Source organism: Algoriphagus taiwanensis (genome assembly GCF_036245645.1).
Taxonomy (GTDB): Bacteria; Bacteroidota; Bacteroidia; order Cytophagales; family Cyclobacteriaceae; genus Algoriphagus; species Algoriphagus taiwanensis.
On record NZ_BTPE01000005.1, the window covers coordinates 67,729 to 93,350 of the forward strand.

The 25,622-nt window shown below is 44.3% G+C and carries 24 protein-coding genes; 16 read left to right on the forward strand and 8 right to left on the reverse strand.

The features are described from left to right. Positions 1-111: 111 nt before the first annotated feature. From AAA938_RS08430 to AAA938_RS08440, 3 genes are all read left to right on the forward strand, one after another. Entirely contained in the window at positions 112-741 is a 630-nt protein-coding gene (locus tag AAA938_RS08430) for an ABC transporter ATP-binding protein (protein ID WP_338228219.1), read from the forward strand. Beyond that, complete coding sequence (locus AAA938_RS08435) at positions 734-1,792, forward strand: hypothetical protein (RefSeq protein ID WP_338228220.1); 1,059 nt, start codon at positions 734-736, stop codon at positions 1,790-1,792. The genes AAA938_RS08430 and AAA938_RS08435 overlap by 8 nt, the downstream gene beginning before the upstream one ends. 232 nt (positions 1,793-2,024) lie before the next feature. Then, the gene (locus tag AAA938_RS08440; RefSeq protein WP_338228221.1) at positions 2,025-3,218 is read left to right on the forward strand and encodes an esterase; all 1,194 of its coding nucleotides are present in this window, start codon (positions 2,025-2,027) and stop codon (positions 3,216-3,218) included. A 39-nt stretch (positions 3,219-3,257) separates the two neighbouring features. On the opposite strand, the gene AAA938_RS08445 is transcribed toward AAA938_RS08440, so the two are convergent. Both AAA938_RS08445 and AAA938_RS08450 read right to left on the reverse strand, forming a co-directional pair. Beyond that, positions 3,258-3,917 (reverse strand): hypothetical protein, encoded by a 660-nt coding sequence (locus tag AAA938_RS08445; RefSeq protein ID WP_338228223.1) that lies wholly within the window; start codon positions 3,915-3,917, stop codon positions 3,258-3,260. Between the two features lie 107 nt (positions 3,918-4,024). Beyond that, positions 4,025-5,716, reverse strand: a complete 1,692-nt coding sequence (locus AAA938_RS08450; RefSeq protein WP_338228224.1) for a GMC oxidoreductase — start codon at positions 5,714-5,716, stop codon at positions 4,025-4,027. 100 nt (positions 5,717-5,816) lie between these two features. Between AAA938_RS08450 and AAA938_RS08455 the strand changes: the two genes are divergently transcribed. Genes AAA938_RS08455 through AAA938_RS08470 form a run of 4 tightly spaced genes read left to right on the forward strand, consistent with a single transcriptional unit; the run spans position 5,817 to position 8,374 of the window. Further along, on the forward strand, positions 5,817-6,431 hold the full coding sequence (locus AAA938_RS08455) for a hypothetical protein (RefSeq protein WP_338228226.1): 615 nt from the start codon (positions 5,817-5,819) through the stop codon (positions 6,429-6,431). Between the two features lies 1 nt (position 6,432). Then, positions 6,433-6,726, forward strand: a complete 294-nt coding sequence (locus tag AAA938_RS08460) for a winged helix-turn-helix domain-containing protein (RefSeq protein ID WP_338228227.1) — start codon at positions 6,433-6,435, stop codon at positions 6,724-6,726. 52 nt (positions 6,727-6,778) lie between these two features. Then, positions 6,779-7,099 carry a hypothetical protein gene (locus tag AAA938_RS08465; protein ID WP_338228228.1) on the forward strand — a complete coding sequence of 107 codons (321 nt, stop codon included), beginning with the start codon at positions 6,779-6,781 and terminating at the stop codon, positions 7,097-7,099. A 30-nt stretch (positions 7,100-7,129) separates the two neighbouring features. Next, positions 7,130-8,374 (forward strand): hypothetical protein, encoded by a 1,245-nt coding sequence (locus tag AAA938_RS08470; protein ID WP_338228229.1) that lies wholly within the window; start codon positions 7,130-7,132, stop codon positions 8,372-8,374. A gap of 12 nt (positions 8,375-8,386) precedes the next feature. Here the strand turns inward: AAA938_RS08470 and AAA938_RS08475 are convergent, their stop codons facing one another. Together AAA938_RS08475 and AAA938_RS08480 are read right to left on the reverse strand one after the other, a co-directional pair. After that, positions 8,387-9,031 (reverse strand): response regulator, encoded by a 645-nt coding sequence (locus tag AAA938_RS08475; RefSeq protein ID WP_338228230.1) that lies wholly within the window; start codon positions 9,029-9,031, stop codon positions 8,387-8,389. Continuing rightward, positions 9,032-10,993, reverse strand: coding sequence for a tetratricopeptide repeat-containing sensor histidine kinase (locus tag AAA938_RS08480; RefSeq protein WP_338228231.1), 1,962 nt, complete (start codon positions 10,991-10,993; stop codon positions 9,032-9,034). 182 nt (positions 10,994-11,175) lie between these two features. Between AAA938_RS08480 and AAA938_RS08485 the strand changes: the two genes are divergently transcribed. Further along, positions 11,176-12,807 (forward strand): hypothetical protein, encoded by a 1,632-nt coding sequence (locus AAA938_RS08485; protein WP_338228232.1) that lies wholly within the window; start codon positions 11,176-11,178, stop codon positions 12,805-12,807. 296 nt (positions 12,808-13,103) lie between these two features. Next, on the forward strand, positions 13,104-13,784 hold the full coding sequence (locus AAA938_RS08490; protein WP_338228234.1) for a hypothetical protein: 681 nt from the start codon (positions 13,104-13,106) through the stop codon (positions 13,782-13,784). 185 nt (positions 13,785-13,969) lie between these two features. Here the strand turns inward: AAA938_RS08490 and AAA938_RS08495 are convergent, their stop codons facing one another. Further along, on the reverse strand, positions 13,970-14,635 hold the full coding sequence (locus AAA938_RS08495) for an FAD-binding oxidoreductase (protein ID WP_338228236.1): 666 nt from the start codon (positions 14,633-14,635) through the stop codon (positions 13,970-13,972). Positions 14,636-14,844: 209 nt separating this feature from the next. Here AAA938_RS08495 and AAA938_RS08500 point away from each other — a divergent pair, with 209 nt between their 5' ends. The 5 genes from AAA938_RS08500 (at position 14,845) to AAA938_RS08520 (ending at position 20,305) form a co-directional block, all read left to right on the forward strand. After that, on the forward strand, positions 14,845-15,744 hold the full coding sequence (locus tag AAA938_RS08500; protein ID WP_338228237.1) for a sugar phosphate isomerase/epimerase family protein: 900 nt from the start codon (positions 14,845-14,847) through the stop codon (positions 15,742-15,744). Between the two features lie 207 nt (positions 15,745-15,951). Further along, complete coding sequence (locus AAA938_RS08505; protein WP_338228239.1) at positions 15,952-17,349, forward strand: alanine/glycine:cation symporter family protein; 1,398 nt, start codon at positions 15,952-15,954, stop codon at positions 17,347-17,349. Between the two features lie 382 nt (positions 17,350-17,731). After that, complete coding sequence (locus AAA938_RS08510; RefSeq protein ID WP_338228240.1) at positions 17,732-19,297, forward strand: arylsulfatase; 1,566 nt, start codon at positions 17,732-17,734, stop codon at positions 19,295-19,297. Beyond that, positions 19,294-19,425, forward strand: a complete 132-nt coding sequence (locus AAA938_RS08515; RefSeq protein WP_338228241.1) for a hypothetical protein — start codon at positions 19,294-19,296, stop codon at positions 19,423-19,425. Before AAA938_RS08510 ends, AAA938_RS08515 begins: the two co-directional genes overlap by 4 nt. Positions 19,426-19,522: 97 nt before the next feature. Next, positions 19,523-20,305 carry a glycerophosphodiester phosphodiesterase gene (locus AAA938_RS08520; protein WP_338228242.1) on the forward strand — a complete coding sequence of 261 codons (783 nt, stop codon included), beginning with the start codon at positions 19,523-19,525 and terminating at the stop codon, positions 20,303-20,305. Positions 20,306-20,320: 15 nt separating this feature from the next. Here the strand turns inward: AAA938_RS08520 and AAA938_RS08525 are convergent, their stop codons facing one another. Both AAA938_RS08525 and AAA938_RS08530 read right to left on the reverse strand, forming a co-directional pair. Then, positions 20,321-21,280: an ABC transporter ATP-binding protein gene (locus AAA938_RS08525; protein WP_338228243.1), complete on the reverse strand. Its 960-nt coding sequence runs from the start codon at positions 21,278-21,280 to the stop codon at positions 20,321-20,323. Positions 21,281-22,026: 746 nt separating this feature from the next. Further along, the gene (locus tag AAA938_RS08530) at positions 22,027-22,374 is read right to left on the reverse strand and encodes an MmcQ/YjbR family DNA-binding protein (RefSeq protein WP_338228244.1); all 348 of its coding nucleotides are present in this window, start codon (positions 22,372-22,374) and stop codon (positions 22,027-22,029) included. 433 nt (positions 22,375-22,807) lie between these two features. Between AAA938_RS08530 and AAA938_RS08535 the strand changes: the two genes are divergently transcribed. Further along, a complete protein-coding gene (locus AAA938_RS08535) occupies positions 22,808-24,088 on the forward strand; it encodes a TrkH family potassium uptake protein (RefSeq protein WP_338228245.1) in 1,281 nt (426 codons plus the stop codon). Between the two features lie 77 nt (positions 24,089-24,165). After that, positions 24,166-24,465, forward strand: a complete 300-nt coding sequence (locus AAA938_RS08540) for a DUF1905 domain-containing protein (RefSeq protein WP_338228246.1) — start codon at positions 24,166-24,168, stop codon at positions 24,463-24,465. Between the two features lie 390 nt (positions 24,466-24,855). On the opposite strand, the gene AAA938_RS08545 is transcribed toward AAA938_RS08540, so the two are convergent. Next, a complete protein-coding gene (locus tag AAA938_RS08545; RefSeq protein WP_338228247.1) occupies positions 24,856-25,614 on the reverse strand; it encodes a glucose 1-dehydrogenase in 759 nt (252 codons plus the stop codon). Positions 25,615-25,622: the final 8 nt, after the last annotated feature.

The window sequence follows — 25,622 nt, forward strand, 5'->3', positions numbered from 1 at the left end:
TCCCTGCCTTTTTTATTTTATTGAGTTAAAAAAAGATAAAGCGAAGACAAAGGGGGAAGCTCAACATCAGAAATCGGTTAACTTCCATGTCTTAAATTTCCACACTTACCCATGCTTTCTTTTTCCTCATTCGAGAAAAAATACCCTTCAGGCTTCGAAGTGGTCATCCCGCAGCTTGATCTACCACAAGGGATTCACCTGATTTTGGGAGGAAATGGGTCAGGTAAATCCACTTTATTAAAAGCATTGGCAGGAATTCATCCTGCAAATGGAAAAGTCATTTTGAATGGCACCTCGCTTTCATCTCAGCCGATCGACTACCGACGAAAGATCGGTTTTTCGGCAGCGGAACCGACTTTCCCCGAGTACCTCAACCTCCAGGACTTGATCACTGTAGTAGCTAAAGCGAAGCAATCGACTCATGCTGAAATCTCCGAGTTAACAACGATTCTTGATGTAGAGGAATTCATGACCTATCCGATTGGAGGTTATTCTTCAGGAATGCTGAAAAAATCCGCATTGCTGCTGGCGTTTATGGGAAAGCCCGAACTGATCATTTTGGATGAACCATTTACCACCATCGATGCCCAAACCCAAGAACAACTCGTCCGGCTGATTTGCCAACGATCCAAAGAAGGTACCAGTTTTCTGATTACTTCCCACCAATCCGGCCCCATAGAACTCTTACCTGTGACGAGCGTGCTACATATGCATTCGGGGAAACTAGCCACCCATGAATAAAGTGGCCATCCTCGCATTTATTCGCCCTTTTTATCAAAGGACGCTTGGCTTTTGGGCAGCAATCCTTCTCATCGGCGGAGTACTGATGGATGTAAAGCAGCACGTACTCCTCAGCCGATTTCTAATTAAAAATCCTGTAGCCTTCTGTTTTATTCCGGTTTTACTACTCTTCTATAGTTTTATCCATTTGCAAATTCAACAGGAGCTTTTGAGAAGAAATAACTACCTGGTTTTTCATCACCTCGGTCTTTATGCCAAAAAAGAACTCAGGTTATTTTGGAGCCGAATCATTCTGCTGAATTTTAGCCCTATCCTCACCTACTTTTTATTCCTGAGTTATTTTATCTGGGAACAAAAGGCGTTTGATCTCGGCATTACTTTGTGGATGAGCACCTTGATTTTACTGGGTTTTACCTATCGGAAGATCAGACAAACGCTTCACTATCCCTTGAAAGAAGCTTTCGTCACAAGGCCGACAGTCCGATGGGCGTTTCCGAGATTCACATGGATCCTTCTTTCCCTTAGACAAGATAGGCCTCTATTGGTTTTGTTGACAAAGGCTACAGGGCTCTTATTGCTCAACGGATTCTTCTATTCTTTCCAATCAGGAGGCTATGACTGGCGTTGGCTTCAGTTTGGTATTTTGTGTGTGGCATACGTCCAACTTCCCTTGATTTTTGAGAAAACGGAAAAAGAAATCACACAACAAAGTTGGATTTTGGCTCTTCCGATGACCTGGAAGAACAAACTGGGCTACCAAATGGGTAGCTTGACACTATTGACTGTTCCTGAATTATTTTTCTTAGGCTGGAAAGGAGTTCTATTGACCTCTCCTGAGAACTTGGTGTTGGCAATTTTACTGGTAACATTTATCTCCGCTTTGCAATTGTTGGTTTACAGAAAAAAAGAAAGTTCGAGCTTCCCCAATCTTGCTGCGGCAATGTTCTTCGGATTGTTTATTGCCATCATTTTTAATGTGACTTGGTGGATATTGGCACTACCAATTTCAGTCCTTTTGGTTAAACAGGCAAAAGGAGCATTCCAATTTTGATTAGCTACTTTTAAATCAGAGCAGTCTAAAGCCCGCCTCCTAAAGGGTAGGCCAAAAGACTGAACCTATTCAATGCTTACACCTTTCAAATCTTTTCTCTGCGTTTTCTCCGGCTTTGCAGTGAAAAATCAAAATTGAAATAAGCACTCTATCTGCCCCTTCGCAGCAATTGCCTTTGCTTTTCCAAACCCTTTCTCTATTTTCACACTTTGAGACAATAGAAATTTACCCAATGAAAAAAATCCTTATCCTTATGCTTAGTGCCCTGCTTATTCAGGCGGAAGCATTCCCGCAAGAAGCTCTTTTCAGAGCCCAAAACATCATCTCTCCGGAAGTCCATGAAGATAACTCGGTCACGTTCCGAGTTTTCGCTCCCAATGCCAAGGAAGTTCAAGTGACTGGAGACTTTCTTCCCACAGTGAAAATGGATTCCCCGATGGGTCAGATCGATGGCCCGGGGAAAGCAGCTTTGACCAAAGATGAAAATGGGGTTTGGTCCATGAAGACTGAGCCATTAGGCCCGGAGCTTTACAATTATTCCTTTATCGTAGATGGCTTCACCACAACCGATCCCAACAATCCCTTTTTGATCCGGGATGTGGCTTCGGCATTCAATATTTTCATCGTCGGAGGCGGCCATGCAGAGCTTTTCAAAGTAAATGATATCCCTCACGGATCGGTGACGAGAAGATGGTATGATTCTCCGGGTTTGGGAATGGACCGCCGCATCACCATTTACACTCCTCCCGGCTATGAAAAATCAAACGAATCCTATCCTGTGCTTTACCTTTTGCATGGTGCAGGAGGAGATGAGGAGGCTTGGATCAACTTGGGCCGAACTGCCCAAATCATGGACAACCTTATCGCTGAGGGAAAAGCCAAACCCATGATTGTGGTCATGCCCAATGGCAATGTAATCCAAGATGGAGCTCCCGGAGAAGGGAGCAAAAACATGTACAAGCCTCAGTTTATGATCCCAAAAACCATGGACGGAACCTACGAAGGGGCTTTTGAGGATATCATCAAGTTTGTGGAAAGCAATTACCGGGTGAAAGCAGACAAAGCGAACCGAGCCATTGCCGGCCTATCCATGGGAGGATACCATACGCTGCATATTTCCAGATATTACCCCAATACCTTTGATTACATGGGTTTATTCTCCGCCGCCATTATGCCTAGAGAAGATGCTACAGGAAAAGTATACAGCAACTTTGACGAAACACTTCAAGCGCAAATGGACAATGGGTACAAACTTTACTGGATCGCCATTGGAAAAACCGACTTTCTGTACGATGCCAATCAGCAATACATCGCCAAGTTGGATTCCATGAAAATGCCTTATGAATATGTGGAAAGTGAAGGCGGCCACATCTGGAGAAATTGGAGGATTTACCTCAGTCAATTTGCTCCGAGATTGTTTCATTAACAAAAAAATCCCTTCAGTTGAACTGAAGGGATTTTTTGTTTAATCAACAGGAACTGCACCCGGAGGAAGTTTTTGGACGATTCTAAACTGTCCCTTGGTGACTTTGATTTCTCGTCCCTCTTTGGTCTTAAAAGTACCGGCAAACTGGCCTTCAACTGTTCCGATAAACTGGGTGAAAGTCCCATTCATAAAGTTGTATCTGGTTTGCTTTCCTTCAAAAGTGATGATTTTCACTGTGCAGGAAGATCCCGGGATTCTTTCTGATTCCAAAAATCCATATTCATGGGCCGAATACGCAAAATGCTTGACATTATCCTTTTTCACAAAAGCGGTCATAAACAGGTTATTCCCGTTGGTTCCATTACCCGGGCCCAAATCATGTCCGGCTTCATAGGTGCCCGTACCCAGAGGAATCCAATAAAAAGAGCCAAAATTGAAGTCATTGGAAGGTCCCCACAAGTTGACTGAAATGGACTTGTCCACGTTCAGCGTATTGAGAATTTCAGCATAGTTACTCACCTCCACCCCATCGATTTCCATCACATAGCGGCTTTCATCTCCTGAAAGGGTAAATGGAAAGTTCAAATCATTGCTGGCCTGCTGAGGATCATCCGGATCTACATCCTCACTGTCGGTACACGACACAAATAGCCCCGCGAAAAGTGCGAGAATCATCCCTTTAAACAATAAATTTTTCATGGTAAGTTAAATTTTGACTTACCCAAAGGAATTCAAGTTTGGAAAAAGTGACCATACGTCATTTGGCGTATTTCAATCCCGTAGCGAGCAAACTTGACCCAAAAACCCTACAACAGGCCTTCTTTCACTGAATCAGCAGCATGATTCGCAGCCCGTGCCGTCAAAGCCATGTACAAAATGGAAGGGCTTTGATTGCCGGTGCTGGTCATGCAGGCTCCATCCGTGACAAAGACATTTTTGCATAAATGGAGCTGATTCCACTCATTGAGAAGGGAGTTTTCAGGGGAAGTTCCCATTCTGGCACCGCCCATCTCGTGGATATCCAAGCCGGGTGCCTGCTCCGAGTCACTGATTTCGATATTTTTCACACCGGCCTTTTTCATCATTTCCTGAGCTTCTTTCAGGAAATCCCGGAGCATATTTTCGTCATTTTGATCATATCCCACAGAAATGATCAATTGGGGAATACCGAAGGGATCGGTCTCAGTTTCGCTCAGGCGGACATGGTTTTCAAACTTGGGAATCGTCTCTCCCTGCATGTACATGTACACATGCCAGTTTCCGGGTTGGGTTTGAGCTTCTTTAAATTCCTTTCCAAAAGTAGGCTTGGACATTTCCTTCCCTCTTCCCCTCCAAGCGCCGGAGAAAATGGTGTAACCTCCCACAAAATCCAGATTGGGATCTTTCTTGCCCAGATTCCTGAAATTGGCGATGATAGGTTCTGTCGGATTTCTCCCGTAATAATACTTGTCCTGAAACTGCTCCAGCTCACCGGAAACCCAACCCCGATAATTGTGAAAAGCCACATATCGACCCAACAAATCATGATCATTCCCCAGTCCATTGGGAAAGCGATTGGATTTGGAATTGAGTAAAACCAAAACAGAATTCAGCGCAGAGGCATTTAGAAAAATGACTTTGGCCTTAAATTCATGGATTTTCTTTGTCTCTGCATCGATCACTTTCACTCCAGAAGCTTTTCCAGTGGTTTCGTCATAAATGATCGAATGAACTACCGAATGAGGTCTGATGGTCAGATTTCCTGTTCGCTCAGCCCAAGGCAAAGTCGAAGAAACCGAGCTAAAATATCCTCCGAAAGGGCAGCCCCTCATGCACATATCTCGGGCTTGGCATTGCCCTCTGCCCTGCTGCAAGTGGATTTCCTGAGGATCTGTCAAGTGAGCCCATCGGGCATGCACCATGTGGCGATCGGGGTAATTTTCCCGGATTTTTTGACTCATAAAATCTTCAGCACAGTTGAATGGGAATGGCTTCATAAACTCCCCGTCAGGCATGGCCTCTATCCCATCCCGAGTCCCACAGACTCCGATAAACCTCTCCACGTGGCTATACCAAGGTGCCACATCCTCGTACCCAATTGGCCAATTCATCCCATAACCTTGGGTTTCCGGGGATTTGAATTCATGAGGACTCCAGCGCTGAGTGGCCCGTCCCCAAGTCAGGGATTTCCCACCCACCTGATAGCCCCGAATCCAGTCAAATGGCTTTTCCTGAATATAAGGTTGGTCCTTATCCTGAATGAAAAAGTGTTTGGTTTCCTCTCCAAATCCCGCCGCTTTGCTGATCAAAGGATTCTTTTCCAAATACTCCTGAGTCACCTGACCTCGATGTGGAACCTCCCAAGGCTTTAATGTGGCAGTGGGATAGTCTTTATTATGCACTACTGAGCGACCTCTTTCCAGCACTAGGGTTTTGAGTCCTTTTTCACAGAGTTCCTTGGCAGCCCAGCCACCAGAAATGCCTGAACCGACCACAATCGCATCGAAGGTATTTTCCATGGTATCAAAATTCGGATTTCTAAAATTTTCCAAAATTTCTCTTCCATCCTATTTGAATTCCATATTCTTCATTTACTTTGCATTTCAAAGTACTTTTAAAATGAATAAAGCAGAAAGAGAATTAGCCGAAATCAAGGCCATGATGGAGCGGAGCACCCGCTTTCTTTCCCTCAGCGGCTTGTCAGGAGTCCTGGCAGGAATCTACGCCCTGATCGGGTCCGGCATGGTTGCTTATTGGATTTATGGGGCGGAAACCAGCCTTTTCGAAGGAATTGAAATCCTTTCGACCCGGGAGATTCTCAACAGGACCTTGGTAACAGCTGCAATCGTACTGGCTTTAGCTTTGATTTCTGCCTATCTATTGAGCCAAAAGAAAAGCCAAAAAAGCGCTTCCAAATTCTGGACCGCCTCAAGCCGCAGATTTCTTTCCACCTTATTTATCCCGGTAATTTCCGGAGGGCTATTTTCCTTCGCTCTGCTTCATGAGGGCTTTTTCCATCTTATACCTGCATCAACCTTAATCTTTTACGGTTTGGGATTGATCAATGCTTCTCAATTCACTTTGAATGAAATCAAAAATCTGGGCTACGGACAATTGATTCTGGGACTGATTGCGGCTTTTCAACCGACTTGGGGACTGATCTGTTGGGCTTTGGGTTTTGGGGTGCTCCATGTGATCTATGGTTCCATGATGTATTACAAATACGACCGATAAGGTGAAGGGGAATTACGACAAGGCTTTTGAAAATGTGGTTCGGCTGCGGGTCATGTCCATCCTGATGGTCAATGAGCAGTTTGACTTCAATTCCTTCAAGGAGCTTCTGGAGGTGACCGATGGCAATCTGGCTTCCCACCTGAGGAATCTGGAAAACCAGGGCTATATCCAAGTGGAAAAAACCTTTGTCGGACGCAAGCCCCAAACCAATTATTCGGCCACAACAGCCGGTAAAATCGCATTCCAGGACCACCTCGATTTCCTTGAAAATTTGATTAAAGAAAACAAAACCTAAAAAAATTTATCCATCCACTTTGAAAATCAAAGTACTTTCAAAGCCTAAATTTATGAAGAAAACAACCTTTCTCCCCGAGTTCCTAAAGGAACTCATCCTGCCGGCTGCCTTAGGTGCATCCCTCCCCCTGGCTTGGTTACTCCTCCTTATATTGACCAAAGAAGACCTTTTTGAGTCTTGGATGTATTATCCGCTGACCATTATTCCAATCGGAGGTGCAATAGGCGGTGCATTCTTTTATTTGATGGGATTCCATTGGTTTTCTGAAGGCAAAAGCAAACTCATTGCGATCATCTTCAGCACGATCCTCTATTTCGTCTGTTTGTGGTTCAGTGCTGTTACTGCCTTTGCGATCACCGGACATTGGAACTAAAAACTGTAAATTCACCTAAACCAAAGCACCATGAAAGAACTCATCCTTTCCCATCTCGATCAGCCTGTCGAGTTGGAGAAACTCTACCGGAAAAATAAATCCGAATTCAAATCCACCTTCAATTTCATATATCCTGAATTACAGGAAAATGAACTCGCTAGATTTTGGTATGCTCGACTCAACTATGAATCGGAATCGGTGGGCTGGGGAAAGTCAAGCGATTGGGCATTTATCCTAATAGCAGCCGGGATTGCCTATCTGATTGCCAAATTACCGGCAATTTTTGATTGGGATGAAGATTTCTTTTTCCCCAGAAATCTGGGTTTTATTGTATTCCCTTTTGTTTCGGCCTATTTTGCCTGGAAACAAAAATTAACCCTAAAGTCCTTATCCATTCCTTTGGGCATTCTTTTGATTGCAGGAATTTATATCAATCTCCTGCCAAATAATGAGGAAAGTGACACGCTGGTTTTAGCCTGTATTCATTTGCCTTTGCTGCTTTGGGGTATTTTGGGTTTTGTTTTCGGAGGCACCCATCCAAAAAATCTTGATTCCCGACTAGCCTTCCTGAATTTTAACGGAGATTCGGTAATCATGGGAGCTGTATTGGGCCTGTCAGGAATGATTTTATCCGGAATCACGATAGGTTTATTTTCACTGATTGGGCTAAAAATCGAGGAGTTTTATTTCGAATACATTGGTTTATTCGGCCTAGTGGCAGCGCCACTGATTGCTACCCACCTTACTTATACTAATCCTCAACTGGTCAATAAAGTCCCTCCCATCGTAGCAAAGATTTTTAGTCCTTTGGTATTGGTTATGCTGGTGATTTATTTGGGAGCCATCGTCTATTCGGGCAAAGATCCCTACAATGACCGGGAATTCTTGTTGCTTTTCAACATGCTTTTGATCGGCGTAATGGCATTGATATTTTTCTCGGTAGCTGAATCTTTGGAAGAAGAAAAGCGAAGCGTAGGAACTTGGGTTTTGTCAGCACTTTCTGTGGTAACTGTCGTTGTCAATGGAATTGCGCTTTCAGCGATAGTTTTTAGAATTTCTGAATTCGGCATCACCCCCAATCGGATGGCTGTACTGGGAATAAATATCCTGATGCTGATCCATTTGGTTTTGGTCTGCATTAAGTTGATAGGGACAATCCATGGGAAATCTGAAATCAAAGAAGTAGGAATTACTATTGTCAGATTTCTTCCTGTCTATGTACTTTGGACAGCCATAGTGATTTTCCTGTTTCCTGTACTGTTTGGATTTTCTTAAAGGAGGCAAAAATCAGGAAACCAGCCCTTCTTGAATGGCTATTCGAACAAGTCCAGCCACATTGCGCGTGTTCAGTTTACGCATAATTGATTTTCTATGTGTCTCAATAGTAGAAACCTCTAAACTCAACTGATCGGCAATCTCCTTGGTAGAAAAGGCTTCTGCAATCAATTTCAAAACCTCTCTTTCCCTGTTGCTGAGTTCATCAATTTGGGAATTAGAGGTTTTTTGAATTTGTCTGGACTTTGAATTCAACACCTCTGTGACTGGAGAGCTGTAATAATTTTGATCTTTACTTACTTTCTCCAAGGCAATTCTCAGCTCAAACTCATCGAGATTCTTCAGGATGTAGGCATTTACCTTCAAGGAAAGGGCTTCCTTGACTGTCGCGCGGTCCAAATGCATGGTTAATAAGATGGTTTTTAACTCAGGAAAATCCTGTTTTAGCCTTCGGATCAATTCCAAGCCATTCAAACCGGGCATTTCCAAGTCCACCAACAAAATATCCGGATTCCAGATGGGGATCTTTTTTAGCGCTTCTATGGAATCATGGTAGGTGGTTAACAATTCAAACCCTGGAATCTCCTGAATGATACGGCTAAGTCCATCAATGATCATTTGATGATCATCTACTATTACAATGCTTTTTTTATCCATCTATTCAATTGGTACCGTGATAATTGCAACCAATCCACTATCAGGACTTGATTCATAATTGACAGTCCCTTTGATCAGATCCAATCTGTGGCGAATATTCATCTGCCCATGTCCGTCCGATTTCTCTTCAGCCAATCCTTTTCCATTGTCCTCCACAAGCAGCGTCAGCTTATTTTTCAGCCTCAATAGCTGAACAGTCACAAAATCGGCCTGAGAATGCTTTAAAATATTGTTTAAAAGCTCCTGAAGCACTCGATAAACGCTGATTTCAATTCGCTCTTCGAGTCGATCTTCCATATCGTGATGCTCAAATTCATATTGAATTTCTGAATACTGGAAGGTATTTCGGAGTAAATCCTCGGCTGCTTTTACCAGTCCATCTTCCATCAATGCACGAGGCATCATTTGATGGGATATCTGACGGATTTCATCTGCCGACTTTGAAAATTTCTCTGTAATATCAAGCAGTTGGTATTGAACTTCGGGATCTGCTTTTTTCTGAAGATTTTGAAGTCCTAGCTTCAGAACCGAAAGCTGTTGGCCGATTCCGTCATGCAAATCCTTACTTATTCGCTTCCGTTCGTCCTCAGTCGCTTGGATTACGGCATCAAATCCTCTCTCTTTCTCATCAATAATTGCCTGCTGCAAGGCAGCTTTTTGTCTGGAGCGATTTCGTTGATAAATGAATGTCCCACCCAGCACGAGTATCACCAACCCAGACAGCAAATAGGTCAATTGGGAATTACGAACCGCCAAAGTTGCTTTTTGGGTTTGAATCTCTACCTCCTTTTCGGCAAGCTGTTTTTCCTTTTCCGAAGTCTCATATTTGAGAAGGAGATCATTGACATTTTTGATGTTATCGGATGACTTTAGGGAATCATCCAGCTCTTTAAAGGCCTTGAAATACGCCAGAGCATTGGCTGTATTCCCGGTTTCCTCGTAAAGCTCCGCCAAATTCTCTCTCACTGACTTGAGATACTGACGGTCATTGTACAGATTACAGAGTCTTTCTGCCTCCTTCATCTCAGCAATGGCCTGAGAATATTGTTTTCTAAAGGCCAAAATTTCAGACCGATTGATCAGCCCTTCCAACTTACCCATAGGATAATCCACCTCTTCCGACAGATCGATGCACTCCTGAAAAAGCCGGTAGGCCTTTTCCCTTTCTCCCTGATTCTTCAAAGCTAAGCCCTGATTGTTCTTTGCCGCAATCACTCCATAGGGAAATCCAACTTGCTCATAGATACCCTCCGCTTCCGTAGCGATCCCCAGCGCCAAATCAGAAGAATCCATTCCTATGTAGGCATTGCTTAAGTTTAAAAGTGCGTGGGCATTATTGATCTGATAGGAAGAAGGTATAGCAACAGCCATTTTGGTGTATTTGACGGCATTAGGCCAATCCTCCAAGGAGAGATAATTCTTTCCAATGTTATTATACACACTATTGAGCAAGGCGTCTTTACTTTCCTTGTTGTCCAAAAGCTCACCGTATTCTATGGCTTTGAGCAGGTACTCGATTGCTTCATCGTACCGATTCATCTCATTTAGCGCATTGGCCCGATTATTCATTACTCTCGCCAAATCCCCATTACTTTTCAATCGCTCATACACTACTTCTGCACTGTCCAAATAGGGCAAAGCCAAATCCAGATCCCGAAGGCCTAAGGCCACAAAAGAAAAATCCATGTAAACCTTCCCCAGAAGAGAATCCTGAACTTGATCTTGAAAATGCTCTTTTATGTAGGCACCCTCCTGTCTGTAGTAGTAAAATGCTGAGTCGTATGCCTGAACTGACTCATAATAACGCCCTAAATTCTTATACCCCTCCACGACCTGAAAGGGCTCATCTTTTTGTTGAAACTCCAGAAGTGCATTGACTAAACTGTCGGTCTGTGCCAGAGAAGAAAAACTTATTCCCAGCATCAATCCCCAAAAAGAACAGATGTGTTTTCTCCAATTCATGGTTGGTAGTGGTTTTCCCAATCTCGGAAAATAAAAAAATTGAAATAAAAAGCGGTAGTCCAACCCAAAAAGGTGCTGTGAAAGGGGATTTCTCCCCGAAAACCGGGAGGAAAATCACCGAAAACCGGGAGAATAAAAAAAATTATCGATGAGAAATTTGAATCAACAAAACACTCAAAGCAATGATCAAGAAATTAACACTCGCACTCTTCTTGGGAATCATGGGGATGCACTCCTCCTACGCCCAAGAAATCACCTCCAATGAAATGGAGATCCCTTTAAGTCCCAATGCAGAAAAAGCCGCGCAGAAGGGCCTGCTCTTCAATGGAGGCTCTTTCTGGAATGACGACATGACCGAACTCTACAACTTCTTCCTCTACCAGGACAAAAAAGAAGGGCTGATGTTTTTGGAAGTAACAACAGACGACTCCGGCAAAGTAATTTCATCTTCCGAAGAGCCGTACAAGGAATCCAGTCTTTCCAAATTCGCAAACTTAAGTCCAGAACCCATGCTGGCTGGCACAAAAATGCCCGATAATCTGGCTGGAAAAGAATTCGGTTATTTCCAAAAGACTGTACTGGCAGGCAAACCCAAATTGAACATCGGGAAGTTTGAAAACAGGTATTACAATGATTTGTGGGCTGGCTATAAGTTCAAGAAAGATGATCAAATCCAATTGGACGACAAATTTTGGCCTTTTGTCTCCTTTGCCTTGCAAGGTAAAGGAGTTGACAACCAAAACTATCAAACCCGAAGAATGAACCGCTTTCTACGTGCATTAGATGGCGAAACGGATTACATTCCTTTGGATGGGAAAGCATTTATTGCAGGTTTGATGGCTTCCTCTGATCCGCAATACATTTCAGGTGTGTACGACATGAGCACCAAAACCTGGGATAATCAGGTGATTACCAACATGGAATCGGCTCCCATTGGAATAACCTATTCTCAAACGCCCTATGGAGTTTTGGCACTCGTGTCCCAAGGCACTAAGGATGACAGCGATTTGATGGCTATTCGAATGGATCCGCAAGGAAATATTTTAAAGCAAATTCCACTTCCATTTGCTGAAGGCCCTAAAAAAAGACCCACGGTGGATGTGAAAATCATGGATGCCGGTACCGCACAATTTATTATTGCACCCTTCTATCCTGATGGACTGAATAAAAACCCAAGTATTGCCATCTACAAGATTGAGGACGACTTGGTTTTTGCAAAGCAAATTTTCAACACGGATATCGAGGCCAAATTGCAAATCCCAGCAGGTTCAAAAGCGAAAATAAAGGATTTAAATGTCGCTTCAGTTGAAAACATCACCGAACTTTCCAATGGAGATTATATGGTTAGCTTCGCTAATCAGCGGACGCCAATTTCAACGGTAATACTTCAGCTTTCGCCTCAAGGTGATTTGAAAACAGCATACCTGACTGAAGAAATCGAGGGAGATAACAATGATCCTGTTCGCTTAATCGGGAAAAACCCAATTCATTTACCATCTGAAATTTTTGAAGTGAATGGGTCAGTATATGCCTTGATCCGAAGCGTTCCAGCTGAGTTGGAACAAGGAATCCATGCCTCTCAAGAAGATTTCGGAAGTGTTCTGAAAATTACTACCGTACGAATGGATGAAGTGATGGCTCTAGCAAAGATTTTTAAAATAGATCCTCAAAGCATGAAAATATCCAGCGCTTATGATTTTGACGAACAACTACTTGTTGGAACGATTCCGTATCTGGTTGCACCAACCGGCAAGCTTATCTTCAAAACTTTGGATCCGAAAAAACGAGCCCGCAAGCAAATGGTTCTTCACTGAGAGAGCAAGTATTGCTTTGAGGCTAGGCTCCTCGGTGGTCAGAGAGAGAGGACTTTTGTCCTCCTCTCTTTCTTCTAAAAGCAAACCTTGAAGGACTCTTCATCAGTTAAAAACAGAATTCTTCTAGATATCTTTTAGCCTTTTTACTTTTTGGATTCAGTAAGTTTTAATCAATTGAAATGAGGTTTAATTTGATTTTTCAACTTCAGATTTTGCGGGGAAAAAATTTTTATCAAAAAAGTAGTTGATGTGAATCCGATTCGTATTTTCGCTTCAAATTCAATCCCATCATTCCTATGAAGAAAACATCCTCTTTCCTTTTTCTTTTTATCCTTTTTGGAATCCACTCCGCCTTCTCCCAAATCAAAGCTGTAACCGAAAACGGAGACACCATCTATGTCTACAATGACGGTACCTGGAGCTATGAACTCAGGGAATCTTCCAGTCAGTCAGGGTCTATGGATTTCCTCAATGAAATTGTAGAGGTAGAAACCATCGACGCTTCCTTCACCACGCCTGCAAGCTCCAAAGACAAGGTGAAAAATGCCATGGATCAGTTTCAGATCTTCTTCAATTCGGAAGACTGGAGACGAGTCCCTCCCGCTACACTGAATGACGAGGCCGAATTCGCTTTTGAATCCAAGTTCTCGGATGTATGGAGTGTGGTCATCTCTGAGGAAACACCCATCGAAAAAGAGACGCTGTTTAAAATCGCCCGCAAAAATATGGAAGACAATACCGGGACCAAACCGGAAACCATCAGCCTGACCCAGTTCAAAGTGAACGGACAGGATATTCTTAGAGGGGTACTTAGAGCCAGCTTCTCAGGAATCACCTTCGTGTTTGACACCTATTATTATTCAGATGAGCGGGGTTCGGTCCAGTTTACCACTTGGTCAAGCGAAGCGGTTTGGAAAAAGAACGAGGAAAAAATCCAAGACCTTCTGAAAGGTTTCGAGGTAATCGGATTAGAGTAATTACCTGATTTCCCGGTAAAATCAAAAAAGGGGCTGTCTCAAAAGTGAAGTTTGTCACATTGAGCGAAGTCGAAATGTCGTCCGGAAAGCTGGAAATGGCCTTCGACTCCGCTCAGGCTGACAACGAAACGATTTATGAGACAGCCTCTTTTCTTTTAATCCTATCTACTCTTCCGAGTCAAATCTTATTTTTCAAACACAATCGCCTCGGGATTGGCTCCCAATTCTTCCAGACTTTTACTCACCGCGTCAATCATCGGCTGGGGACCGCTGAGGTAGAATTCCTGAGAGAAATCGGACACATTCTTTTCCAAAAAGGCCTTGTCCACCCGACCGTATTCATGGCCGCTTTTTTCCTCCTGATCCAAAAGAGAAATAAAATCCTCCCCTAAATTCTCACGAAACCAATCTTCCAGAATGACATCATTGGAGGTTTTGTTTGCAAAAAAGAGCCGATTGCCCTTGAGTTTCCCTTTCTCCAGAATATCTCTGAAAATGGCAATAAAAGGCGTAATCCCAGCCCCTCCTGCGATGAAAGTTCCTTTTCCTTTGTATTGGATGGCACCCCAGGACTCATCGACAATCAGCTCATCTCCAACCTGAAGTGAATCTATCTTTTTGGTCACCCCATCATGATCGTGATAGGATTTGATCACAAATTCCAAGTGATCCTCATCAGGCAGGGAAGTGAAAGTAAATGGCCGCTTTTCTTCCCGATACCCATCTTGATTGATGGCCACTTCACAGGCTTGACCGGGTGTAAAAGAATACCCTTTGGGCTTTTCTGCCTTATACCGTTTGACATCATGAGTCAGGGACTCAATCTCAAGAATTTTTACAACGTCTGACATAAAAATGAAGGTTTGATACAATAATATAAGCCTCCTAAACCCAGATTGTTTGATTGATTTGAGCAATCCCGCATTTACAACCGCTTTTCCATTCTCCATGCCCTACAACCCAAAATCAGTTTGGGATTGGAAAGAATTGGGTAACTTCCCCCTATCAAAAGCCTGATTTTACCCTCAGGAAAAGCTTACCTATCTTAAACTTACCCCCTATGAAAAAAACAACTTATCGCCTTTTCTTGGCGGCCTCTTTAGCCCTGAGCGTACTCTCCTGCGGCCAAAAGACAGAAGAAACCACTGAAACCGAAGAAATGACTGAAACACCTACCCGATTTGGCGGATTGGCACTTTACACCGTCAGAGACGCAATGGGACAAGATCCCAAAGGCACCCTTCAAGCAGTGGCCGATGCAGGCTATGGCTATGTGGAAGCTGCGGGCTATGCCGAAGGCAAATTCTACGGAATGGAGCCTGCTGAATTCAAATCTTACCTGGATTCCCTGGGCCTTCAGCCAAAAAGTACCCACATGGGTGGAGTGACTCTAGACAATGCAGATGAGCAAATCGCTGCCTCCAAAGCTGCCGGATTTGAATACTTCGTCATCCCTGTGCCGCCTATGGGTATGTTTACCTTTGGCCCTGAAGGTTTGGGTATGAAAGGAACCAAGGAGGAACTCGTGAATATCCTGACTACCATCGGAGAAAAATGCTCCGCAGCCGGATTGAAGCTATTGTATCACAACCATGATTTCGAATTCAAGCCTGGAGAGGATGGCAGCACAATTACCGACTATATCCTGCTAAATACCGACCCTGCTCATGTCAACTATCAAATGGACCTGTTTTGGGTAACTAAAGCCGGTGCAGATCCATTGGCCTACTTCGAAAAGTATCCCGGAAGATTCAAGGCTTGGCATGTAAAGGACATGAATGATGCAGGGGAATTTGCGCCGGTAGGCACAGGTAACATTGACTTCGCTCGGATTTTGGCAGAAAAGGATAAATCAGGGATGGTCTACTACCTCGTGGAGCAGGACAATACCTTTGACCTGAACCCCATGGAAGCCATCCAAATCAGCCATAGAGGCTTGGAAAAGTATGGTTTTCAATAATCGTTTTTAAAGGAAAAATCAGAAAAGCCAGTGTTCGACACTGGCTTTTATTTTATCCGACTTTTCCTTTTTTCTCCTCCCTCCATTCACCCATGACCAGAAAATAGCGCCTTTTATCCTAAAAATAGGCCACTTTCCCATGAATTAGCCTTTATATTTGGCCTTTCTCATCCATTCTCCGATCGGGAGAATCATAAAATCCAATTCATGGAAGAAATTATCAGTACCATCAACGGGCTCATTTGGAGCAATGCTTTGATATTGCTTTGTCTGGGTGCCGGCATCTATTTTTCAATTGTCACCAGGTTTGTTCAGGTCCGCTATTTCAGAGAAATGATCAAACTGCTCTTTGGAGGAAAATCATCCGAGCAGGGAGTGTCTTCTTTTCAGGCTTTTGCCTTGGCACTATCGGGAAGAATCGGCACCGGAAATATCGCCGGAGTAGCCACAGCCATTGCCATGGGCGGACCCGGAGCAATCTTTTGGATGTGGATCATTGCTTTCTTGGGTTCGGCTTCGGCTTACATTGAAGCAACTTTGGGTCAGATTTATAAGGAAGTCAAAGACGGGCAATACCGTGGCGGCCCGGCATTTTACATCGAAAAAGGCCTCGGAATCAAATGGTACGCGATGGTCTTTGCCGTGGTGACCATCATCAGTATGTCCATGCTTTTGCCAGGGGTGCAGAGTAACAGCATCGCATTGAGTATGGACAATGCCTTTAAAATCCCGGTGGAAATCACCGGCGGGGTAGTCGTGGTCTTCCTTGCGCTGATCATTTTTGGTGGAATCAAGCGGATAGGCAAAGTAGCCGAACTGGTGGTTCCTTTTATGGCCTTTGGCTATATCCTGATTGCTGTGATCATCATGGTGCTAAACTTCCAGGAAATCCCTGCTGTAATCAGCCTGATCGTGCGCTCGGCATTCAATCTGGAATCTGCCTATTCCGGAGTATTTGGCTTGGCGATCGCTTGGGGGATCAAAAGAGGAATCTACTCCAACGAAGCCGGACAGGGTACTGCACCACACGCAGCCGCCGCTGCAGAGGTAAGCCATCCTGCAAAGCAGGGCTTGGTTCAGGCTTTTTCGGTTTACATCGACACGCTTTTTGTATGCTCCGCCACAGCCTTTATGATTCTCTTTACCGGGCAATACAATGTACTCAATCCGGAAGGGGGATTTATCGAAGAAAACCTTCCCGGAATCAGCTTTGGTCCCGAGTTTACCCAGATGGCCATCGCCACCCATTTTCCAGTACTGGGAGCGGGTTTTATAGCTATTGCTTTGATGTTTTTTGCCTTCACCACCATCATGGCCTACTACTACATCGCAGAAACCAATCTGAGTTATTTGCAAAAAGGCAGCAAGCAAAAGTGGCCTGTTTATGCCCTGAGAGCCTTGATTTTGGTGGCTACATTTTATGGCTCGATCCGCACGGCTGAGGTCGCCTGGACCTTGGGTGATATCGGCGTGGGACTGATGGCTTGGCTGAATATCGTGGCCATTTTGCTTCTGAGAAAACCAGCCCTAAACGCACTGAAAGACTACAAAAAGCAAAAGGATGCCGGCAAAGATCCGGTGTTTGATTTTAAGGATGTGGATTGAGGAGAGGGAGGTTGGAAAGTTGGTTAGGTGTCCGATGTCCGATGACCGATGCTCCGAAGGTCTCAGCACAAGTGTCCGATGAAGGGAAAGGTAAGCTGAAAGTTTAAAGTGAGACACGAAGAGCCCCGTCGGGCTATTCCCCCCTTAAGAGCCTGTCCCGAACTTGATTCGGGAGGGGCTAGGGGGGTAAAGCTGGAAGGTGATTGAAAAATTGAAAGATTGGAAAATTTAAAAATTGCCAATTAGAATCAATTTGATAAATCTCAAAGATTCCTATATCCAATAAAGGGTAGATCATCCTCAGAATGTCGTAAATCCGAAATCCGAAATCGTAATTTCCCAAGTAATCTGGTTATCTTAAAACCTCCCAAAATAACCTGACATGCTTTTCCCTTCCCTGCTTTTTGCCTTCCTGAGTGTTTTTTCCTCTGATTCTCCAAAAGAAGAAAAACCCAATATCGTCCTGATTTTGGCGGATGACTTGGGTTGGTCGGATATCGGCTGCTACGGAAGCGAAGTGGAAACTCCCAATTTGGACTGGTTGGCTGAAAACGGGGTTCGATTCACCCAAATGTACAATACCGCCAAGTGCAACCCTTCCCGGGCGGCACTAATGACCGGACTCTATGCCCAGCAGGTCGGCTACGAAGCCACCTATCAACAGCCTTTGATCAATGGGATTACCCTAGGCGAACTTCTGAAATCTGCCGGTTACCGTACGATGTGGGCAGGAAAGCACCATGGTTTTGATCACCCCATGGACCGGGGATTTGACCGATATTATGGACTTATGGAAGGCGCTTCCAATCATTTCAACCCCGGACTGCGCAGAGAAGGAGAAGCCCAACCTGCTCAAAAACGACCCGATCGGCCTTTCTACGTAGACCGGAACCTTTTCCAACCATATACTCCTCCTCAGGACTACTACTCCACGGATTACTTTACCAAATACGCCTTGCAATGGCTGGAAGAATACCGGGCGGAAACCCAACCCTTTTTCCTATACCTGGCCTACACTGCACCCCATGACCCCCTGATGGCCTGGCCGGAGGACATCGAAAAGTACAAAGGCAAATACGACCAAGGCTACGAAGCCATTCGACAAAAGCGATTCGAAAAGCAAAAGAAACTGGGCCTGATTGCTGAAGACTACCCCATCACCGAAGCCATTCATGCCCCTTGGGAAAGCCTCTCCGACTCCCTTCAAAATCTCGAAGCTCAAAAAATGGAGGTCTACGCCGCCATGATCGACCGCATGGATCAGAAAATCGGGGAAATCATCCAAAAGCTCCGTCAGCTCGGCAAGCTGGACAATACAGTCTTCATCTTCCTCTCCGACAATGGGGCCTCTGCCGAGATGGTAAATATCCCCGGAGATGGGAAAATCGGCACCGTGGGCCACTGGACCTCACTCGGAGGAGATTGGGCCAATGTGGGCAATACTCCGCTCCGCTTTTTCAAAAACTACTCTTTCGAGGGAGGCATCCGCACGCCCTTGATTATTTCTTGGCCCAAAGGACTGCAGGCCAAAAACCAATTCAATGACTTTCCTGCCCACCTGATCGATATTCTTCCTACGCTGGCAGACCTTTCCGGAGCCACTTACCCCGAGAAACTGGACGGAAAGCCGGTGCTCCCCTATGCCGGGCAAAGTTTACTCCCTGCGATCCGAGGAGAAATGGAAGTTCGGGAAAAGCCCATTTTCTGGGAATGGGCCGTTGGGCGGGCGGTCCGTCAGGGAGATTGGAAACTGGTAGCCCATGGCAAAGAAGCCCCTTGGGAACTCTTTGACCTTTCCACCGACCCCTACGAAACCAAGAACCGAATCGCTGATTTTCCGGAAAAAGCACAGGAACTTCGGACCCTTTTCCAAGAATGGAAAGAGAGAAGTGCTCAGCAAAAGGCTTCGGGACAACTCAGCTGGCCTTCTGCCTCATCTGACCAATGAAAGACAACGTGACACTCCTAATCGTTGTGGGGATTTTGGCCCTGTATTTCCTGATCGGTATCGGTTGGCTGCTTTATAAAATGACCGGCTCCAAACCGGAAGACAAAGAGCCTAAATCTCCCCGGTAAGCCCTTCGGAGATGAAGTTTATGTAAACTTTGGCAAAGATCTCCCGGAAAAAAGCCGGCTTGCTTATCTTTCCCCTTCGAATCCAAATGAACCCAATATGCTTCGTCTTTTCCTTTGTTTCCTAGCCATGACCGTCCTTTCCCTTTCCTCCATTGCACAGGATTCTTTTCACTCCAATCCCGTGATCGCGCATCGGGGAGCTTGGAAAAAGAACAACCTGCCCCAAAACTCCATTGCCTCCCTTCGGGAAGCGATTCGACTGGGTTGTATGGGGACGGAGTTTGACGTGTGGATGACCAAGGACGAGGTTCTCGTAGTCAATCACGACCATGACTTTATGGGAATGGACATCGAGGAAAGCACCTATACCGAGCTTTTATCCCAGAAATTGTCCAACGGGGAAAAGATCCCCACCCTGGAGGAATACCTGCGCGAAGGCATGAAGCAAACAGGCACCCGATTGATCTTGGAGTTTAAGCCATCCCGACTCGGCGTGGAGAGAAGCGAACGCGTCGGCGAACTCAGTGTGCTGACCGTTAAAAAACTCGGTGCGGAAAAGTGGGTGGATTACATCACCTTCAGCTATGAGGGAGGGAAAAAAGCCATCGCCACCGACCCCCAAGCCAATGTGGCCTACCTTACTGGAGACAAATCTCCAGCAACTTTAAAGGAGGATGGATTTTTTGGCTTCGATTACAATATCCGACTGGTCAAGCTGAGGGCGGATTGGATCACTGAAGCACAGGAGTTAGGCCTGACTACCAATGCATGGACTGTCAATGATACCGAGGACATGACTTGGTTGCTGGACAGAAAGGTAGACTTCATCACCACCGACGAACCCGAACTCCTTTTTGATTTATTGAAGGAAAGGAAATAAAAGCTGCCCGAAATCTCAGGACTTCAGCCTGAGCACCCGCTCCTCATCCCAATGGAGGTACACCCGATCTCCGGAGGAAAATCTCCGCTGAGGATCATCCACCTCCCATAGCAACCCACTGTCCTTCAGCCGGATAAAGAGTGAATTGTAATGCACCAAAAAACGCTGATCGACCACGTGACCGAGCAGTCCGCCCTTAGTTCTTAGCTTCACATCTGAGGGCCGGATATAGGTCTGATCCTCTCCGGGAAGGGGATTGATGACAGAAAAAAGCCGGGCCACATAGCGAGTCTTGGGATGCTCGCAGAGGCTTTGGGAATTCCCTTTCTGGATCAGCTTCCCCTTTTGCAGGATCAACACCGAGTCCGTAAGCCGCAAGGCATCGTCCAACTCATGCGTCACAAAGATCACCGTGGTTCCCATTTCCTGAAGCAATTCCTTAAGTTCCTGAAGAAGCTTTCGCTTTTGGATGGCATCGAGATGGGAAAAAGGCTCATCGAGAAGCAAGACTTCAGGCTCCACGGCCAAGGCCTGGGCAATGGCCACTTTCTGCTGCTGTCCTCCGCTGAGTTGGCGGGGCAGGCGCTCCCGATAGGCTTCCAGTCCAAACTGTCGCAGCAGGCGATCCAATTGCTTTTTGCGGTAAGCCGGATCAAAAAGCAAAAGCGGGCGGAGGATATTTTCCTCCACGGTGGAGTTGGGGAAAAGCTGGTAATCCTGATGAATCAGCTTGATCTCATCGTAGCCGGGCACTAGTTTTTCGGCTGGGTTTTCGATTTTTTTTCCATCGAGCAAGACCTCTCCGGAGCTTTGGGTCATCAATCCGGCGGCGATGCGGAGGAGGGTACTTTTCCCCGAACCGCTCTCCCCGACTATGGCGATCATCTCCCCTTTTTCAAGCTGGAGAGAAAAATCCTGAAGAACGGTTTGGGTTTGGTAGGATTTGCTGAGGTGACTCAGTGTAAAATAAGACATGAGCAGATTTGAGGTTCAATATTCGATATTCGGCATTTATTCAAGGATTGGAAAATTGAAAGATTGAAAAATTAGAAAATTGAGCAGGATAGTAACTTCATCTTTGCAAGGAACATTTGATATATCCATCTGTGATGATCTGTGGAATCTGTGAGATTTTTTGGATTGTTCACAGATGTCACAGATTCCCACAAATGTTCTTTTTACCAATTTTTAGCCTTCTGAATTCATACTTCTGACTTTAAACTTGCTCACAGATGACACAGATTCCCACAGATGTTCTTTTTGCAAATTTTCAGCCTTCTGAATTCATACTTCTGACTTTAAATAGGGCTCACAGATGTCACAGATTCCCACAGATATATTTTTTCCGAGTTTCAGCCTTTTGACTCTCGTGCTGAGCTAGTGGACCCTGATTTTGCGAAGGGGCAAGGCTTCAGATTTTTGATTCTCCCACAGATTTCCACGGATTAAAATCACAGATGCAAACAGATATTCTTTTTACGAATTTTCAGCCTTCTGAATTCATACTTCTGACTTTAAATAGCGCTCACAGATGTCACAGATCCACTCAGCTATTCCTTTTCCCAATTTTCAGCTTTCAGACTTCATACTTCTGACTTTAAATAGTGCTCACAGATGACACAGATTCCCACAGAAATTCATTTTACCAGTTTTCAGCCTTCTGAATTCATATTTCTTACTTCTCCACTACTTACCATTTACCAATCACAAAAATCAACCGCCTACTCCAACCCCTCCCTCACCGACTTCGGCAAAGAACCCCTCACCAGCTCGTAGCTATGCCGGGTAAGCTCGATAATCAGGGAATCGGGGACACTTCCTTCGACAGAGACCGAGTTCCACAGCTTTTTATTCATATGGTAGCCGGGGGTGATGCCGGGGTATTGTTCCCGAAGCTCGATGGCCCGTTCCGGGTCGCACTTCAGATTGACAAAATCCCAAACTTCAAGGTCAGCGATAGCAAAGATCTTCCCGCCCACGCGAAAGCAGAGCGTATTCGCATCAAAGGGTGTGTCTTCCGATACTCCCGGAAGACCAAGGCAAAAGTCACGGAAATAGGATAAAGTCATCTTGAATTAAGAAGTCAGAGGTATTAAGTCTAGGGAACAAAAGGGAAAGGGAATCTAGATAAAAAAAAACAATAACACACAGCAATGGGTATTTGATAAATGAAAGTGAAGAGTCATCTTAAAAAAATCAAAAAGATGAAATTCATACAAATTAGGCCGGCTTTTTGAGAGAAGTGGTTTTTTAGGTAGATTCTTTTGTGTTGAATTTTGGCCAAAAAAACTCAGGCATTGTTTTGAGAAATTTTATCTAAAAAACGACAAAGAAATCAGTTATTCATGTCGATTTCCTGATCAAAAGTCAAATATTGACAGGTTTTAATGTGCAAATTTTATGATGAATGCCAATTAGAATTAGGGTATGACAGCTAAAAAAAACATCCTTGAAAGATTTTTGACCTGGTACAAAAGATTTCAAATAAGCAAGTCCCCTCAAATGAATTTAGTATGGGGATTTTTTCTTTACACGCTTGTTGGTTTTGGACTTTTAAGCATCCCACTCTTCCATAAAACAAGTGTCGGTTTTCTAGACAATTTGTTTATTTCAACTTCTGCAATTTCAACAACTGGACTTGTAACGGTCAGCCTTTATGATTCTTATAACTTTATAGGCCAACTGATTGTAATGGGCCTATTTCAAATTGGTGGGATTGGTTATATGACATTAACTACTTACTACCTGTTATTTACAACCAAAAACTTAACGCATTGGCACCATAAGATAATTGGGACTGAATTTACTCTCCCAAGAACTATTAAAGTTAACGACTTCATTAGAAGTGTAATTGTGTTTACAACTGTAATGGAAACATTGGGAGCAATTAGTTTTTACATCGCTTTTAAACAAACAGGTATGGAGCCATTGAAAGCAATATGGTTTTCAATATTTCACAGTGTATCCGCATTTTGTACAGCGGGATTTGGCTTGTTCAACGATAGTTTTGAAAGTTACAGTGACAATATCTTTATCAACATCATAATTTCAGTTCTTGCAATTGCGGGTTCACTTGGATTTATTGTTATAACCGATCTTTGGTACAGATTTAGAGGCCGATCTCAAAATATATCATTTACCACCAAGATTATAACCTATGGATTTGTTCTACTCCTATTCATCGGTACTACTCTGGTATATTTCGCAGAAACAAGTATTCAGAGTTCCGATTCCAGATTTTCTGAATCATTCTTTCAAGCGATGACAGCAATGACTACTGTAGGCTTTAATACAATTTCTACAGGTGAACTAAGCTTACCCATTTTGCTATTCATCACATTTTTGATGTACATAGGTGCTTCGCCTTCTGGAACTGCTGGAGGAATGAAAATAACTACTCTAACAGCGATGATATCGGTCTTAAAAAGTAGACTCTTCGGACAAAAGCAAATTTCTTTTTTAAATAAAACCATTCCATTTGAGCGACTTTACGTAGCTACTTCCACTTTCATCCTCTACACCAGCATAATATTTCTTTTTACATTTTTATTGACATTTACTGAGCATTTTGAGTTTGAAAAAATCCTCTTTGAAGTTGCCTCAGCTCTTGGAACTGTTGGGCTTAGCACAGGGATTACGGGTGACTTATCATCCACTGGCAAGCTTTTGGTCATTATTTTAATGTTCATTGGACGCGTTGGCGTTTTGACATTTGGTTTTGCTCTTTTGGAGAGGCAATCAAAGGATAGCCCTGAACCTATTGAAGATGATTTAGCTGTTTAAAAGAATGAGAATCACATGGCACTTACCAAGAAATTGTTAAAAGGAATTGAAAATGAGACTTTTAAACCAAAAAATATATGCAAGGCAAAATCAAATATGACTTTTCGGCCAAAGTGTGGAAATCCCCCGGGATGGGTGGATGGGTATTTGTCTCTCTGCCCAAGGAACTGGCCCATGAAATCCGACAAAACCTAGCTTGGCAAGAAGAAGGCTGGGGACGAATGCAGGCTAGAGCAGAAATCAAAGGATTAGCTTGGGATACAGCAATTTGGTTTGACAAAAAGCAGGACACCTACCTCCTTCCTCTGAAGGCTGAAATCCGGAAGAAAGCCCAGGTGAATCTGGGAGAGAGCATCAGTTTGAGTATTTCTATCTGATCAAGAGCATTATCCAGAATGGATTCCCATTATTTAGTATCACCATTGGACAAGTAATATATGATTTACGAATTACGATTTACGAGATCTGAAGAACCTCAAACACCGATTGAGGATCACAACTTTAGAACTTCTAACTTACTTATCTCCCAACTTTTTATTTTCGATTTACGAAGTACGATTTACGACAATTTTCAGGCACTCCGACCCTTTATTGAGCTTAGAAATCTTTGGCATTTAAAAAGACGAGCTTACAAACGGCCAATTTTTCAATTTTCTAATCTTTCAATCTTCCAATCCATTCCGACTTCCCGCTCCCTTTATCGGACATCACCCCCCCTACATCCTACATCCGACATCCGACATCTGACTTTTTTCTTCGGTCTTCCCTCAATACGCCGTCCAGCCTCCGTCCGCTACCAAGACTTCCCCATTCACAAAGGATGAGTCGTCTGAAGCCAGAAACAGGGCGATTCGGGCGATTTCTTCAGATTCACCCATTCGGGACATGGAGCCTGCACCCGAGCTGCAAAGGGCTGCACCTTCTTCATCCACTTGTGCATTTTTCATGATGTTGGTATTGACTCCTCCGGGAGCGATTACATTGCAGCGAATTCCCTTTTTGGAGTACATAAAGCCGATGTTTTTACTCATTCCGATCAGGGCGTGCTTGGAAGTGGTGTAGGTAACGCCAGCTCTTCCTCCCATCACACCGCCGATGGAGGCAATATTGATGATTACTCCTTTTCCCTGCTTTAGCATTTGGGCAATGGCCTCCCGGGAAGCATAGAATGGCCCATTCACATTCACTGCCATTACTTTCTGCCAAAGCTTGTCCGACACCCGATCCAGTGGCATAAAGTCATCCATTATCCCGGCATTGTTGACCAGAATATCCAGAGAACCAAACTCAATCACAGCGGCATGGATCAGCTTTTTCACCTGATCCTCGTCAGAAACATCGCATTTGAGCCCGATGGCATGCCCGCCTTGATGACGGATAGTCTCAGCTACCATTTCTGCATCGGTAGAATTGACATCGGAAACAATCACTTTGGCTCCCTCTTGAGCAAAAAGTTCGGCCATGGCCTTTCCCATCCCGGAGGCTGCTCCGGTGATGACGGCGGTTTTATTTTCCAGCTTTTTCATAAGTATTA

Excerpts from the sequence above, each read along its gene's own strand:
- AAA938_RS08525 (WP_338228243.1), bottom strand. The coding sequence starts at position 21,280 with ATGTCTTATTTTACACTGAGTCACCTCAGCAAATCCTACCAAACCCAA.
- AAA938_RS08540 (WP_338228246.1), top strand. The coding sequence starts at position 24,166 with ATGCAAGGCAAAATCAAATATGACTTTTCGGCCAAAGTGTGGAAATCC.
- AAA938_RS08430 (WP_338228219.1), top strand. The coding sequence starts at position 112 with ATGCTTTCTTTTTCCTCATTCGAGAAAAAATACCCTTCAGGCTTCGAA.
- AAA938_RS08510 (WP_338228240.1), top strand. The coding sequence starts at position 17,732 with ATGCTTTTCCCTTCCCTGCTTTTTGCCTTCCTGAGTGTTTTTTCCTCT.
- AAA938_RS08470 (WP_338228229.1), top strand. The coding sequence starts at position 7,130 with ATGAAAGAACTCATCCTTTCCCATCTCGATCAGCCTGTCGAGTTGGAG.
- AAA938_RS08435 (WP_338228220.1), top strand. The coding sequence starts at position 734 with ATGAATAAAGTGGCCATCCTCGCATTTATTCGCCCTTTTTATCAAAGG.
- AAA938_RS08480 (WP_338228231.1), bottom strand. The coding sequence starts at position 10,993 with ATGAATTGGAGAAAACACATCTGTTCTTTTTGGGGATTGATGCTGGGA.
- AAA938_RS08505 (WP_338228239.1), top strand. The coding sequence starts at position 15,952 with ATGGAAGAAATTATCAGTACCATCAACGGGCTCATTTGGAGCAATGCT.
- AAA938_RS08445 (WP_338228223.1), bottom strand. The coding sequence starts at position 3,917 with ATGAAAAATTTATTGTTTAAAGGGATGATTCTCGCACTTTTCGCGGGG.
- AAA938_RS08475 (WP_338228230.1), bottom strand. The coding sequence starts at position 9,031 with ATGGATAAAAAAAGCATTGTAATAGTAGATGATCATCAAATGATCATT.
- AAA938_RS08535 (WP_338228245.1), top strand. The coding sequence starts at position 22,808 with ATGAATTTAGTATGGGGATTTTTTCTTTACACGCTTGTTGGTTTTGGA.
- AAA938_RS08490 (WP_338228234.1), top strand. The coding sequence starts at position 13,104 with ATGAAGAAAACATCCTCTTTCCTTTTTCTTTTTATCCTTTTTGGAATC.
- AAA938_RS08495 (WP_338228236.1), bottom strand. The coding sequence starts at position 14,635 with ATGTCAGACGTTGTAAAAATTCTTGAGATTGAGTCCCTGACTCATGAT.
- AAA938_RS08545 (WP_338228247.1), bottom strand. The coding sequence starts at position 25,614 with ATGAAAAAGCTGGAAAATAAAACCGCCGTCATCACCGGAGCAGCCTCC.
- AAA938_RS08530 (WP_338228244.1), bottom strand. The coding sequence starts at position 22,374 with ATGACTTTATCCTATTTCCGTGACTTTTGCCTTGGTCTTCCGGGAGTA.
- AAA938_RS08485 (WP_338228232.1), top strand. The coding sequence starts at position 11,176 with ATGATCAAGAAATTAACACTCGCACTCTTCTTGGGAATCATGGGGATG.
- AAA938_RS08515 (WP_338228241.1), top strand. The coding sequence starts at position 19,294 with ATGAAAGACAACGTGACACTCCTAATCGTTGTGGGGATTTTGGCCCTG.
- AAA938_RS08465 (WP_338228228.1), top strand. The coding sequence starts at position 6,779 with ATGAAGAAAACAACCTTTCTCCCCGAGTTCCTAAAGGAACTCATCCTG.
- AAA938_RS08520 (WP_338228242.1), top strand. The coding sequence starts at position 19,523 with ATGCTTCGTCTTTTCCTTTGTTTCCTAGCCATGACCGTCCTTTCCCTT.
- AAA938_RS08455 (WP_338228226.1), top strand. The coding sequence starts at position 5,817 with ATGAATAAAGCAGAAAGAGAATTAGCCGAAATCAAGGCCATGATGGAG.
- AAA938_RS08500 (WP_338228237.1), top strand. The coding sequence starts at position 14,845 with ATGAAAAAAACAACTTATCGCCTTTTCTTGGCGGCCTCTTTAGCCCTG.
- AAA938_RS08440 (WP_338228221.1), top strand. The coding sequence starts at position 2,025 with ATGAAAAAAATCCTTATCCTTATGCTTAGTGCCCTGCTTATTCAGGCG.
- AAA938_RS08450 (WP_338228224.1), bottom strand. The coding sequence starts at position 5,716 with ATGGAAAATACCTTCGATGCGATTGTGGTCGGTTCAGGCATTTCTGGT.